Origin of the sequence: Micromonospora pattaloongensis, from assembly GCF_900107255.1 — a bacterium.
Lineage (GTDB): Bacteria > Actinomycetota > Actinomycetes > Mycobacteriales > Micromonosporaceae > Micromonospora_I > Micromonospora_I pattaloongensis.
In genome coordinates this window covers 97,677-110,669 of record NZ_FNPH01000011.1, presented here as the reverse complement: position 1 = coordinate 110,669, position 12,993 = coordinate 97,677, and the positions used below count along the sequence as shown (strand labels likewise).

General features: G+C 72.0%; 13 protein-coding genes, 1 pseudogene and 1 riboswitch. Of the genes and pseudogenes, 11 read left to right on the top strand and 3 right to left on the bottom strand.

Annotation, left to right across the window (positions count from 1 at the left end; translation table 11 throughout):
• The first annotated feature begins 115 nt into the window (after positions 1-115).
• From mqnE to BLW47_RS21615, 3 genes are all read left to right on the top strand, one after another.
• Positions 116-1,285, top strand: coding sequence for an aminofutalosine synthase MqnE (gene mqnE, locus BLW47_RS21625; protein WP_091561230.1), 1,170 nt, complete (start codon positions 116-118; stop codon positions 1,283-1,285).
• Between the two features lie 83 nt (positions 1,286-1,368).
• A complete protein-coding gene (locus BLW47_RS21620; protein ID WP_091561226.1) occupies positions 1,369-1,791 on the top strand; it encodes a hypothetical protein in 423 nt (140 codons plus the stop codon).
• A gap of 54 nt (positions 1,792-1,845) precedes the next feature.
• Positions 1,846-2,139: a DUF4229 domain-containing protein gene (locus tag BLW47_RS21615; protein ID WP_091561223.1), complete on the top strand. Its 294-nt coding sequence runs from the start codon at positions 1,846-1,848 to the stop codon at positions 2,137-2,139.
• 7 nt (positions 2,140-2,146) lie between these two features.
• Here the strand turns inward: BLW47_RS21615 and BLW47_RS21610 are convergent, their stop codons facing one another.
• On the bottom strand, positions 2,147-2,548 hold the full coding sequence (locus BLW47_RS21610; RefSeq protein ID WP_091561219.1) for a YbaB/EbfC family nucleoid-associated protein: 402 nt from the start codon (positions 2,546-2,548) through the stop codon (positions 2,147-2,149).
• Between the two features lie 77 nt (positions 2,549-2,625).
• On the opposite strand from BLW47_RS21610, the gene BLW47_RS21605 reads away from it, so the two are divergent.
• From BLW47_RS21605 to BLW47_RS21595, 3 genes are read left to right on the top strand one after another with little or no spacing between them, the layout of a single operon-like run.
• Entirely contained in the window at positions 2,626-3,222 is a 597-nt protein-coding gene (locus BLW47_RS21605) for a hypothetical protein (RefSeq protein WP_091561216.1), read from the top strand.
• On the top strand, positions 3,219-3,530 hold the full coding sequence (locus BLW47_RS21600) for a hypothetical protein (RefSeq protein ID WP_091561212.1): 312 nt from the start codon (positions 3,219-3,221) through the stop codon (positions 3,528-3,530). The genes BLW47_RS21605 and BLW47_RS21600 overlap by 4 nt, the downstream gene beginning before the upstream one ends.
• Entirely contained in the window at positions 3,527-4,318 is a 792-nt protein-coding gene (locus BLW47_RS21595; protein ID WP_091561208.1) for a WXG100 family type VII secretion target, read from the top strand. The genes BLW47_RS21600 and BLW47_RS21595 overlap by 4 nt, the downstream gene beginning before the upstream one ends.
• Positions 4,319-4,377: 59 nt before the next feature.
• On the opposite strand, the gene BLW47_RS21590 is transcribed toward BLW47_RS21595, so the two are convergent.
• A complete protein-coding gene (locus tag BLW47_RS21590) occupies positions 4,378-5,739 on the bottom strand; it encodes a C39 family peptidase (protein WP_091561204.1) in 1,362 nt (453 codons plus the stop codon).
• A gap of 211 nt (positions 5,740-5,950) precedes the next feature.
• On the opposite strand from BLW47_RS21590, the pseudogene BLW47_RS21585 reads away from it, so the two are divergent.
• From BLW47_RS21585 to BLW47_RS21570, 4 genes and pseudogenes are all read left to right on the top strand, one after another.
• A pseudogene (locus BLW47_RS21585) lies at positions 5,951-7,276 on the top strand (M14 family metallopeptidase); the annotation flags it as partial.
• A gap of 143 nt (positions 7,277-7,419) precedes the next feature.
• Positions 7,420-7,516: riboswitch (cobalamin riboswitch) on the top strand.
• 116 nt (positions 7,517-7,632) lie between these two features.
• Entirely contained in the window at positions 7,633-8,565 is a 933-nt protein-coding gene (locus BLW47_RS21580) for an ABC transporter substrate-binding protein (RefSeq protein ID WP_091561197.1), read from the top strand.
• The gene (locus tag BLW47_RS21575; RefSeq protein ID WP_091561384.1) at positions 8,565-9,683 is read left to right on the top strand and encodes a FecCD family ABC transporter permease; all 1,119 of its coding nucleotides are present in this window, start codon (positions 8,565-8,567) and stop codon (positions 9,681-9,683) included. Before BLW47_RS21580 ends, BLW47_RS21575 begins: the two co-directional genes overlap by 1 nt.
• A 23-nt stretch (positions 9,684-9,706) precedes the next feature.
• Positions 9,707-10,498, top strand: a complete 792-nt coding sequence (locus BLW47_RS21570; protein ID WP_091561194.1) for an ABC transporter ATP-binding protein — start codon at positions 9,707-9,709, stop codon at positions 10,496-10,498.
• Here BLW47_RS21570 and BLW47_RS21565 read toward each other — a convergent pair.
• Positions 10,479-11,249: a VOC family protein gene (locus BLW47_RS21565; protein ID WP_091561190.1), complete on the bottom strand. Its 771-nt coding sequence runs from the start codon at positions 11,247-11,249 to the stop codon at positions 10,479-10,481. The two genes, BLW47_RS21570 and BLW47_RS21565, sit on opposite strands and share 20 nt — an antisense overlap.
• Before the next feature lie 156 nt (positions 11,250-11,405).
• On the opposite strand from BLW47_RS21565, the gene BLW47_RS21560 reads away from it, so the two are divergent.
• The gene (locus BLW47_RS21560; protein ID WP_091561188.1) at positions 11,406-12,989 is read left to right on the top strand and encodes an alpha/beta hydrolase fold domain-containing protein; all 1,584 of its coding nucleotides are present in this window, start codon (positions 11,406-11,408) and stop codon (positions 12,987-12,989) included.
• Positions 12,990-12,993: the final 4 nt, after the last annotated feature.

The following is a 12,993-nucleotide window of genomic DNA, read 5'->3' as shown; positions in this document are numbered from 1 at the left end:
AACGAGACGCTGTGAGGAGGGTGAAGTGTGTCGCTGCGGCCCGGCCGTCGGAGGCGGCCGCCGGCCGTAGACGTACGCTCGACGGTGGATCGCTGCTGGAAGGGGCGTGGCGGGCATGGATGCCGGACTCAAGCGTGAGCTGGAAGAAAAGGTGTACGCCGGGGAGCGGTTGACCCGTGAGGACGGTGTCGCGCTCTACGAGAGCGACGACCTCGCCTGGCTGGGGCGGCTCGCGCACCACAAGCGCACCGAGATGAACGGCGACCGGGTGATGTTCAACGTCAACCGGCACCTCAACCTGACGAACGTCTGCAGCGCCTCCTGCGCGTACTGCTCGTTCCAGCGCAAGCCGGGCGAGAAGGACGCCTACACGATGCGCATCGAGGAGGCCGTCCGCAAGGCCAAGGAGATGGAGGATGAGCAGCTCACCGAGCTGCACATCGTGAACGGCCTGCACCCGACCCTGCCCTGGCGCTACTACCCGAAGGTGCTGCGCGAGCTCAAGGCCGCGCTGCCCAACGTCAAGCTGAAGGCGTTCACCGCGACCGAGGTGCAGTGGTTCGAGAAGATCAGCGGACTGCCCGCGGACGAGATCCTCGACGAGCTGATCGACGCGGGGCTGGAGTCGCTGACCGGCGGCGGCGCCGAGATCTTCGACTGGGAGGTCCGCCAGCACATCGTGGACCACGCCTGTCACTGGGAGGACTGGTCGCGCATTCACCGGCTGGCGCACTCGAAGGGGCTGCGCACGCCGTCCACAATGCTGTACGGGCACATCGAGGAGCCACGGCACCGCGTCGACCACGTACTCCGGCTGCGCGAGCTGCAGGACGAGACCGGCGGTTTCGCCGTCTTCATCCCGCTGCGCTACCAGCACGACTTCGTCGACTCGGCCGACGGCAAGATCCGTAACCGGATCCAGGCGCGCACCACGATGGCGTCGCCCGCGGAGTCGCTCAAGACCTTCGCGGTCTCCCGGCTGCTCTTCGACAACGTCCCGCACGTCAAGTGCTTCTGGGTGATGCACGGGCTGTCGGTGGCGCAGCTGTCGCTCAACTTCGGCGTCGACGACCTGGACGGCTCGGTCGTCGAATACAAGATCACCCACGACGCCGACTCGTACGGCACGCCCAACACCATGCACCGCGAGGACCTGCTGAACCTGATCTGGGACGCCGGGTTCCGCCCGGTGGAGCGCAACACCCGGTACGAGGTGGTCCGCGAGTACGACGCGCCGGTGCCGCTGGCCGAGCGACGCGCCGAGCCGCAGCAGGTCTGGGCCTAGCGCCGGCGTCAGGCGCCGAGCGCAACGGCATCGCCGGCTCGTCGGCGGTGCCGCTCGGCGGCTCGCGTACCCTCGTGAGGGTCATGACGGAAGCGAAGAGCGACAGCTTCCCGCGGCGCGACGCCGACGGGCGGGTCGTCGCGCTGCCCGACCTGCTCGGTGTGACCCTCGCCGGCCTGGTCATCGGGCTCGCGGTGCTCGCGGTCTTCGACGCGGGGCTGTCGGTTGTCGGCGCGGGCCGGTTCGGCGACGCCAACGGCTGGCTCGCGGTGATCCTGCCGGTGTGGCTCTTCGCCGAGGAGTTCCGGGCCTGGCGGATCGGCCCGGCCCGGATCGCCGTCGCGCTGGTCGCGGCCGCGGTCGCGATCGCGGCCGGGCTGCTCGGCGCCGGCCTGACGAACGGGCTTCCGCCGCTCGCGGCTGGCGGTGTCGGCGCCACGGTCTTCTCGCTGGTCTACGCGCTGGTCTGGTTCCACGGCGTGCGGTGGCTGGCGCAGCGAAGCTGAGCGGATGGCGCGGCCCCGGTGGCCGGGTCGGCGAACTGTGATCGGAGATCAAACATGAGTCCCGCCGTGAAGTACACGTTGGCCCGCATCGGGCTGTTCGTCGTGGTCCTGGTGGCGCTCTGGCCGACCCCCCTCGACCTGCTCATCAAGCTGATGCTGGCGGTGGTGTTCTCCGCGGCGGTCTCGTTCTTCTTCCTGCGCGGCCTGCGGGACCAGATGGCCCAGCAGTTGGCGGAGGCGGCCGAGCGGCGGCGGGCCGAGAAGGAACGGCTGCGCTCCGCGCTGGCCGGCGACGACCAGCCGCCCGCCACCCCGGCCGAGTCGGAAGAGGGCGGCGCGAAGAGCTGAGCCCCGCTCAGTCGGCGAGCCCCCGCCGCCGCGCCAGCCGTTCGAGGTCGTCGCCGAGCGCGTCCAGCCGGTTCATCCCGGCCTCCAGCTCGTTGACGGCCTGCTCGCTCGGGCGCAGGCCGAGCACCGGCGCCATGATCTCGTCCGCGCGGGCGGCGAACTGCTGCTGGGCGGCGGTCACTGCCGCGGTCACCTCGGCCTCCAGCTCGTCCGCGGTCAGCCGCAGCCCGGCCGGGTCGATCCGCAGCTGGAGCAGCGCGCCGCCGGGGCCGGTACGCGCCCGGACCAGCCCGCGCGGCGACCGGCCCTCGCCGTACTCCGCCGCGATGTCCTGCTGCATCCGCTGGATCCGTTCGATCTGCCGGTGCGCGTAATCGGCGAGGTCGGAGAGGTCGCGGAGTTCAGACATGGGGCTCCTCCCGGTCCGGCGCGGTGTCCGCCGACCGAAGAATAGTGCTCGTGTTGATCTGATGGCATTCTTGCCGGGTGGCCAGGGACTACACCGCCAACATGGCGCCGGTGCTCCGCCCGCTGCTGCACGACGCCGAATCGCTGCTCGTCGCGTCGCCGCTGGTGCGAGACCCGGGGACCACCGAGGACGTCTCCGTCGCCGACGAGCTGAAGAACCTGCTGGACCCGACGATCCTGCTCGGACTGGGCGCGCACCCCGGACAACTGCTGCAACGGGCGACGTTCGGCCGGGCCGTGGTCGGCGGCGACGACAGCATCGCCCGGTCGGTCCACGACGCCGTGACCGGCAGCGCCGCCCTGGCCGTCACCGACCGCCGGCTGTTGCTCTACCGCGCTGAGCTGGTCGACGCGCCCGGCGGTGGCTTCTGGCGGCGCTGGTTCGGCCCGGCCGGACAGGTCGCGTCCGCGCTGTACGAGGTGGACCGGCCGCGCGTGGTGGGTGCCGTCCACGCGCCGGCCGGCGCGCTGCGCCGCGGGCGGATCCTGGTCGTCTTCGCCGACGGGTCGGCCTGCGCGCTGGTGTGCGCGCTGCCGAAGCTCGGCGAGCGGGCCGCGGCCGCGATCGGTCCGCCGCAGCCGGCGGCCGGGGTCGAAGGGGAGGAGAGACGATGAGCCAACCGCTGCGGGTCCACCTGGACGCGATGACCCGGTACGCCGAGGCGATGGCGGAGCTGGCCGACGGGTTCGGCCGGACGCGGTCCACGTTGCTCGACGCGGACGTGACCGCGGACAGCTTCGGTCTGCTGCCGGAGTCGCGGGAGACGGCCGCCGGGTACGAGCAGCGCACCACCGAGGGCCTCGAGGTGCTGCGCGCCGGGGAGGACGTCTTCGGCGAGCTGGCCGTGGCGTTCCGGCAGATGCGCGACAACTACCAGGGCGCCGACCAGGCCAGCGCGCAGCGGTTCGGGGGCGGGCGGTGACCCGGGCGCCCAGCGGGGCCGAGCGGATCGAGATGTGGCTCGGGCCGGCCGGTGCCGCGTACTCCGTGATCAAGCCCATCGTGGAGTTCCTGGCGAACCCCCTCGACGAGGTCACCGGCGACCCGGACCAGCTGCGGGCGAAGGCCGTGGCGTGGCGGGACGCGGCGGGCCGGCTGGAGGAGTTCGCCCGGTCGGAGCTGGACGCCCGGACCGACCTGCTCTCCTACTGGGAGGGTGCGGCGGCGACCTCGTTCAACGCGGAGATGGCGGAGCTCAACCGGTCCCTGACCGAGATCGGCGAGCATTTCGTGGCCACCGCGGAGCTGCTGGAGGGGTCGGCCGAGGGCGCGCAGCAGGCGCAGGAGCTGGTCGAGCAGATCGTGCGTGAGCTGATCGCCTGGCTGATCGTGACGATCATCGTCGCGCTCGCGTCGGCCTGGATCACCGCCGGCGCGTCGGTCGCGGTGGGCGCGGCAGCGGGCGCCGTGGAGGCGGGGTTGGCCGGCACCCGGGCCGCCGCGGTGGCGCTGCGGCTCGCGAACCTGCTCCGCAAGGTCGCCGAGTTCCTCGGCAAGATGAGCACGTTCGCCAAGGCGTACAAGCTGACATCGATCCGCAGCGTCGGAGTGCAGAACTGGGCGACCGCGCGCTACGCCTCGGCGAGCGGATACCAGCTGATCGCGACGAACTGGGTGATCAAACAGGCGATCGTCAAGCCGACCCTCGGGCCGACGATCGACAAGGTCACGGGCGCGGACAAGAGCTGGGAGCTGCCGCAGCTGCTGTGACGGCGACGGGCCCGGCACGGGCGTCGTTGACCGTGCCGGACCCGCCGATCCCCGTGCGCCTACCAGTTGGTGGAGCCGGGCACCGCCGGCCAGGGCTTCCACCAGGGCTTGATCAGGTAGACGATGCCGCCGGAGCCGCCGGCGACCGTGCCGGCCGCGGTGTGGCGCTTGGTGCGCAGCCAGATCTGCTCGAACTGCTCCCGCTGGTAGACGTTGCGGACGACCTCGTTCGACGACGAGGCCGGATCATTCACGATCACGTCGCCGTCGTCGGTGAACCCGACGATGACGAACAGGTGCCCGGAGGTGCCGTAGTTGGCGCCGTCGAGCTCGCTGGCCAGGAAGGACTGACTGGTCACCACGGGGATGCCGGCGGCGATGAAGCGCTCCACCTCGTCGAGCGAGTGCAGCCGGGTCACCCTCGCGTCCAGTCCCCGCCGCGACGCCGCGTACGCGGTATTGAACGGCCAGTTCCCCGCACCCTCGTACGCGTAGTCGTAGGTCATCCGGGCGGCGTGGTTGACGCTGGGGTCCGGGTAGGTCGGGTCGACCCAGGCGGTCTCCTCCTCGGACGGCCCACGCCCCCAGTACTCCACGACCATCTCGGTCGAGGTGGGGGAGCACCAGGCCTGACCGCCGCCGTCGTACTCCGGGTAGTGGCCGGCGTGGACGTTCTGCGAGTAGCGCGGGACGGCCAGCTCCCGGCCCCAGGCGATGCCTCCGGCGCTCGGCGTGACCGAGAACCGGTCCGGCACCGCCGAGCTCATCGCGCCCAGCATCCAGACCCGCGGCGCGCGCCGCTGCTCCGGCGCGCGGTACAGGGTGAGCCGGAGCTGGTACGCCCGCAGCAGCACGCCGGCGGACGCGTCGTCGATCGCGAAGGTGTCGGTCCAGATGCTCGACCACGGGTCGCCCTGGCGGTTGACGGTGGTGCGCCGGATGTCCTGGTCGCCGGAGGCCCAGCGGCCCATGACGTACCACGGGGTCCGGTCCCCGGTGTTGTACGTGCCCTGCAGCTCGATCTGGATCCAGGTGCCGGCGGGGGTGTCGGCGTTCCACGACGCGACCAGCTCGGTGGCGTCGAAGCCGACCTCGGTCAGCGGCGAGGTCCAGGTGGCGTACTGCCAGCGGCGGGTGACGCCGGTGTGCGGGTCGGCGTACTCGGTGGTGCCGGCGGGGGCGCGCAGCGTGATGCCGGTGCGGAAGCCGGGGAGGGCCATCGTTCCCTGGTGGGTGCCGCCGCGCCATTGCCGGTGGTTCGACCACTCGTGGTAGGTGATCTGCTCGTCGTGGGTGATCGGCGTCGCGGGCCGGGTGGCGGCCGCGGTGGGGGTCGCCGCGGCGGCCGGGACGGCGGCGCCGAGCAGGGCGAGGGCGGTGACACCGGCGACGGCGACCGCGCGGGCCCGGGATCTGTCCATGGTTGCTCCCACGGGGGTACGGGGGACTCCTGCCGCCACTATCCCGTCCGCAAGGAACTTTCGCTAGATGTAACCACACGGAAAGTCTTTGCCAGAATGATGATCACCTTGGCATGGAAACGAAGGTGACAAATATTGATATGACCATGGGGCGGGTGGTGCAGTTAGGGCCCGATCCAGCGGGATCCTCCCCACCCCCAGGAGGTCAGCTATGCGATTCCGCCCATCCGTCTCGCTACGCCGGGCGACGGCCCTGGCCGCAACCGCGGCCGTCGGGCTGTTCGCCGCGGTGAGCGCCCCGGTCGCCGCGCAGGCGCAGCCCGACCCGGCGCCGCGGGAGATCGCCCGCGAATACCGGGTGCTCGGCCCGCGCACGCCCGCCGACCGCACCGCGGTCGCCGGCACCGGTGCCGCGATCGACGACGTCGAACACGGCATCCTCACCATCACCGCGACCGCGTCCGAGGCGAAGGCCGTCCAGCGGCTGGGCTTCCGGATCGAGGCCGTCCCCGCCCCGCCGGACCGCTCCGACCCCAGCGCCGGGCCGTCCACCATGGCGTTCCCGCCGGCCGACTCGAACTACCACGACTACGCGGAGCTGACCGCCGTGGTGAACCGGGTCGTCGCCGACCACCCGACCATCGCCCGCAAGACCAGCATCGGGCGGTCGTACGAGGGTCGCGACCTGATGGCGGTCAAGATCTCCGACAACGTCAACACCGACGAGAACGAGCCGGAGATCCTGTTCAACTCGCAGCAGCACGCCCGTGAGCACCTGACCGTCGAAATGGCGATCTACCTGCTCAACCTCTTCACCGACAGCTACGGCTCCGACTCCCGGGTGACCAACATCGTCAACACCCGCGAGCTCTGGATCGTGCCGACGGTCAACCCGGACGGCAGCGAGTACGACATCGCCACCGGCTCGTACCGGTCGTGGCGCAAGAACCGCCAGCCCAACAGCGGATCGTCGTACGTCGGCACCGACCTGAACCGCAACTGGGGCTACAACTGGGGCTGCTGCGGCGGCTCCTCCGGCAGCACGTCGTCCGAGACCTACCGCGGCCCGTCGGCGTTCTCCGCGGTGGAGACGCGGGCGCTGCGCGACTTCGTCAACAGCCGGGTCGTCGGCGGCGTGCAGCAGATCAAGGCGAACATCGACTTCCACACCTACTCGCAGCTGGTGCTCTGGCCGTACGGCTACACGTACAACAACACCGCCACCGGCATGAACGCCGACCAGTACAACACCTTCGCGACCATCGGTCGGCAGATGGCCAACACCAACGGCTACACGCCGCAGCAGTCGTCGGACCTCTACATCACGGACGGCGACAGCCTCGACTGGATGTGGGGTGTGCACAAGATCTGGGCGTACACCTTCGAGATGTATCCCGGCTCCGCCTCCGGCGGCGGCTTCTACCCGCCCGACGAGGTGATCCCGCGGGAGACCGCGCGCAACCGCGACGCCGTGCTGATCCTCAGCGAGTTCGCCGACTGCCCCTACCGGGCCATCGGCAAGCAGAGCCAGTACTGCTGACCCCACCGCCACGAGCAGGACGCCGGGCCGTCGGCCGGGGACGTCGTCCCCGGCCGACGGTCTGTGTGTGTGATCGGCCATCCGTCGGCGCATCGTCCCTGGTCATTGCGCTACCTTTCTATCGACTGCTCCGCAGCGAAGCCGGTGTGAACCCGGCGCTGTCCCGCAACTGTGATGCCCCGTTCCGCACGGCCGCCCGTAACCGGGCGCCGTTGGCCGCGCGGAGGATGAGCCAGGCCGCCTGCGGCGCGGTCGCGACAAGCGCTCTCGAGGAAGGGCGCCTCGCAGGCGGGGCGCCCACCAACTCGGCCCCTGTCGGCGAAGCACCAGCTCCTCGACCGACAGGAGGACCGATGAGACCCATCCGCACCGTCGCCACCGCCGTGCTCGCCGCGGCGGCCCTGATCGTGACCGGCTGCGCCAACGGCTCGGACGACACGCCGGCGGCCGCCCCGAGCAGCGCCGCCACGTTCCCCGTGACCGTCGGCACCGTCACGCTGGAGAAGCGGCCCGAGAAGATCGTCGCGCTCTCGCCGAGCGCCACCGAGATGCTCTTCGCCATCGGCGCCGGCAAGCAGGTCACCGCGGTCGACGACAACTCCAACTATCCGGCCGAGGCGCCGAAGAGCGACCTGTCGGGCTTCAACCCGAACGCCGAGGCGATCGCCGCGAAGAATCCAGACCTCGTGGTGCTCTCCAACGACACGAACAAGGTTGTCGACCAGCTCACCAAGCTGAAGGTCCCGGTCTACGTCGCGCCCGCCGCGAAGACGCTGGACGACACGTACCAGCAGATCGCCGACCTGGGCGCGCTCACCGGCCACCCGGACGAGGCGGCCGACCTGACCACGCGGATGAAGAACGAGATCGACAAGCTCGTCAAGGACGTGCCGCAGCGCGCGACCAAGCTGCGCTACTACTACGAGCTCGACCCGACCTTCTACTCCGTGACCAGCAAGACCCTCGTCGGCTCGCTCTTCGCGCTGGTCGGCATGGAGAACGTCGCCGACGCGGCCGACCCGGACGGCGCCAAGGGCGGCTACCCGCAGCTGTCCCAGGAGGTGCTGGTCAAGGCGAATCCCGACCTCATCTTCCTGGCCGACGTGAAGTGCTGCCAGCAGTCGCCGGAGACGGTCAAGGCGCGCAGCGGCTGGGCCGCGATGAACGCCGTCAAGAACAACCAGATCGTCACCCTGGACGACGACATCGCCTCCCGCTGGGGGCCGCGCGTGGTCGACCTGGTCCGGGCGATCGTCGACGCGGTCGCCAAGGTCCCCGCGGCGTGATCGAAGCCCGTCCCGGCCCCCCGGCCGCCGCCCGCGCGGCGGTCGGGGAGCCGCGCGGTACGCGGCGTCGCCCGCTGCGTCCCGCCTGGCTCGCCGCCGGCGTCGTCGCCGTCGTCGTGGCCGCCCTCGCCGGGCTCGCCTTCGGCCCGGTCGGCCTGCCGCCCGGCAGCGTCGCGGCCGAACTGCTCAACCTCATCCCCGGCGTGCGGATCGACAGCGGGCTCACCGAGCGGGAGATCGCGATCCTCACCCAGCTGCGGCTGCCCCGGGTCGTGCTCGCGCTGCTCGTCGGCGGAATGCTGGCGCTGGCCGGCGGCTGCTACCAGGGCGTCTTCCGCAATCCGCTGGCCGACCCGCACCTGCTCGGCGTCGCGGCGGGCGCGGGGCTCGGCGTCACCGCCATGATCACGCTGGGCGTCGGTGGCGGGGCGGGCAGCGGCGACGTCACCACGGGGCTGCCGCTGACCATCCCGCTCGCCGCCTTCGTCGGCGCGCTCGGCGCGGTCGTGCTCACGTACCTGCTGGGGGCCGCCGGTGGTCGCGACCGCACGCCCGCGACGCTGATCCTCGCCGGCGTGGCCGTCTCCGCCTTCCTCGCGGCCGGCGAGACCTACCTGCTGCAGCGCAACGCCGACAGCATCCGCGAGGTCTACGCCTGGCTGCTCGGACGCCTGGCCACCGCCGGCTGGCACGACGTGCTGCTGGTCCTGCCGTACGCCGCGGTCACCGCCGTGGTGGTGCTGCTGCACCGGCGCGAGCTCGACGTGCTCTCGGTCGGCGACGCCGAGGCCACCAGCCTCGGGCTGCACCCGCGGCGATCCCGCTACCTCCTGATCGCCGCCGCGTCGCTCGGCACCGCGGCCGCGGTCTCCGCGACCGGCCTGATCGGGTTCGTCGGCATCATCGTGCCGCACACCGTGCGGCTGCTCGTCGGCGCGAGCTACCGGGCGATCCTGCCGCTCTCCATGCTCTTCGGCGGCGCGTTCCTGGCGCTGACCGACCTGGCCGCGCGGACCGTCGCCGCGCCCGCGGAGATCCCGATCGGCGTGGTCACCGCGTTCTTCGGCGCGCCGTTCTTCGTGCTCGTCCTGCGCACCGCGAAGCGGGTGGTGCTGTGAGTGCTGTGAGTGTTGTGAGCGCTGTGGAGGTGCGGGACCTGCGGGTCGAGCTGGGCGGCGCGCCCATCCTCGACGGCGTCGATCTCACTGTCGCGCCCGGCGAGTGGGTCACCGTCATCGGGCCGAACGGCGCCGGCAAGTCGACCCTGCTGCGCGCCATCGGTGGCCTGGTGACCGGGATCGGCTCGATCTGTCTGCTCGGCACGCCGGCCGCGAAGCTGCGTCGCCGCGACCGCGCCCGGATGGTCGCCACCGTGACGCAGTCCCCGGTCGTGCCACCCGGGATGGCCGTCGTCGACTATGTGCTGCTCGGGCGCACCCCCTACATCCCGCCGCTGGGGCGGGAGTCGGACGCGGACCTGGCCGCGGTCCGCGAGGTGCTGGACCGGCTGGACCTGAGCGGCTTCGCCGACCGGGAGCTGGCCACCCTCTCCGGCGGCGAGCGGCAGCGGGTCTTCCTCGCCCGCGCGCTCGCGCAGGGCGCGACGGTGCTGCTGCTCGACGAGCCGACCAGCGCCCTGGACATCGGTCACCAGCAGGAGGTGCTCGAGCTGGTTGACCAGCTGCGGCACGACCACGGGCTGACCGTGCTCGCGACGATGCACGACCTGTCGATCGCGGGGGAGTACGCCGACCGGATGGTGCTGCTCGCCGACGGGCGGGTGGCCGCGGCCGGACACCCGCGCGAGGTGCTCACCGAGCAGCTGCTGGCCAGGTACTACCGGGCACGGGTGCGGGTGGTCGACGGCGAGCACGGACCGTTGGTGGTGCCCGTGCGCGCGGCGGGCACCCGGGTCAGGTCTGCGCCATCCTGATCACGGAGAAGACCGCCCCCTGCGGATCGGTGAGCACCGCGATCCGGCCCTGCGGGATGTCGGTGGGCGCCACGGAGACCGTGCCGCCCAGCTCGGCCGCGCGCGCGGCGGTGGCGTCGCAGTCGTTGACCGCGAAGTAGACCATCCAGTGTGGCGGCATGTCGGGCGGCCACTGCTCGCCGGCCATCGGCATCATGCCCGCCACCGACCGCCCGTTGAGCAGCCATTCCGTGTACGTCACCGGCCCGAACGCGTTGTCCTTGACGCCCCAGCCGAAGACCGCGCCGTAGAACGCCTTGGCCCCCTCCGGGTCGCGGGTGGTCAGCTCGTTCCAGCACAGCGCGCCGGGCACGTTGAACAGCTCCGCCCCGCCCATCTCGATCGGCTGCCACACGGAGATCGGCGCACCCGCCGGATCGGTGAAGACCGCCATCCGGCCCTGGTCGAGCACGTCGAACGGGGGCATCAGCACCGTCCCGCCGGCCGCCTCGACCCGGCGCGCCGCGTCGTGGGCGTTGTCCGTCGTCACGTACGTCGCCCACGCCGGCCGCTGAGCCTCGGAGAAAGGCGGGCCGGCCCCGGCCACCACCTTCTCGTCCTTCGTGAAGATCGTGTAGCCGCCCGCCTCCGGCTGCGGTGACACGCGCGCCGCCCAGCCGAACAGCGTCGTGTAGAAGCGGGTGGCGTCGGCGAGGTCGGGGGTGCCGACGTCGACCCAGCTGGGCACGTTCGGGGCGGAACTGTCTGCCATGGCTCTCCCACCGGGAGCCTCCGGCCGGCTCCCCTTTGCGATCCTGACACCGCCGAAGGCGCCCCGCACCGGCTTCGCGGCAACGCCGACGGCCGGCATCAGCGGGCTTTTCCCGGGTATGCGCTCCGGGCAGCCGACGCTGGAGGAGGGGACGCCATGGCGCTGCCGTACGAGACGCTGCCCGGCGACGTCGACCGGGCGATCAGTGACGATCACGCCGCCATCGAGCGCATCTTCCAGCACCTGGAAGCCAAGCGGGGCGATCGCCGTACCCTCGCCGACCAGCTCATCTACCAGCTGTCGCTGCACACGACCGCCGCGGAGCTGGCCGTCTACCCGGACCTGGCCGGCGCGGCCGCCGACGGGCGCGGCCTGACCGACCGGATCCGCGCCGAACACCAGCGGATCCAGGAGTGCCTGGCGAGCATCGACCGCAACAACCCGGGCAGCCCCGACTTCGAGGAGGCGCTCGACCGGCTGATCGCCGAGATGCGCAAGCACGTCCCGGAGGAGGAGCGGGAGTCGCTGCCGGCGCTGCGCGACGCGGTCGGGCCGCGCCGGATGGCCGAGCTCGGCGCCGCGTTCGCGGACGCCAAGCGGCGCGCGCCGACCCGCCCGCACCCGTCCGCGACCGGCGCCCCGCCGGTCACCCGGGCGTTCGGGGCACCCGCCGCGATGGTCGACAAGGTGCGGGACCGCACCAGCGGGCGGCAGAACAAGCTCGCCACGGACGCCTCCGGGCTGCTCGAACCGCAGGCACAGCAGGTGCTCGACGCGTACTCGTCGCTGAACCCGAAGCCGATCGAGACGCTGGAGCCGCAGCGGGCCCGCAAGCAGCCCACCCCGGCGGACGCGGTCTCGCGGGTGCTGGCCGACACCGGTCGTCCCACCGATCCGGAGCCGGTCGGGTCGGTCGAGGACATCACGATCCCGCGGCCCAGCGGCGACATCGCGTTGCGCGTCTACCGCCCGACCCCGCCGGTGTCGGCCCGCAACATGCCGATCGTGATCTACTTCCACGGCGGCGGCTTCGTGATCGGCGACCTGGACTCGTACGACTCGACGCCGCGCGGGCTGGCCAACCGCGAGCAGTGCATCGTGGTGTCGGTGGAGTACCGGCACGCCCCGGAGCACCCGTTCCCGGCCGCGCACGACGACGCGCTGGAGGCGACGCGGTGGATCTACGACCACGCCGCGGACCTCGGCGGCGACCCCGACCGGATCGCGATCGCCGGGGAGTCGGCGGGCGGCAACCTGGCGGCCTCGACCTGCCTGCAACTGCGGGCCGAGGGGGGTTGGCTCCCCGCGTTCCAGCTGCTGGTCTACCCGATGGTCACCGGGACGATCGACAACGAGTCGTGCGCGGACTCCGCCGACGCCCGACCGCTCAGCCGGGCCGCGCTGAGCTGGTACGCCAAGCACACCTTTTCGACGCCCGAGGCGGCGAAGGACCCCCGGTTCGACGTGCTCAACGCCCCGGCCGACCGGCTGCGCGGGCTGCCGCCGACGCTCGTCATCACCGCCGAGCGCGACCCGCTGCGCACGCAGGGGCAGCGCTACGCCGACCGGCTGATCCAGGCCGGGGTCGAGGTGGAGTGCCGGCACTACGAGGGAGTGCCACACGAGTTCTTCGGGATGGCGCCGGTGCTGGACGCCGCCCGCGACGCCCAGCAGCACGCCGCGAACGCGCTGCACGCGGTGTTCACCGAGTCGCACGCGACCGGCGGCCGTGCCGGATGAGCGA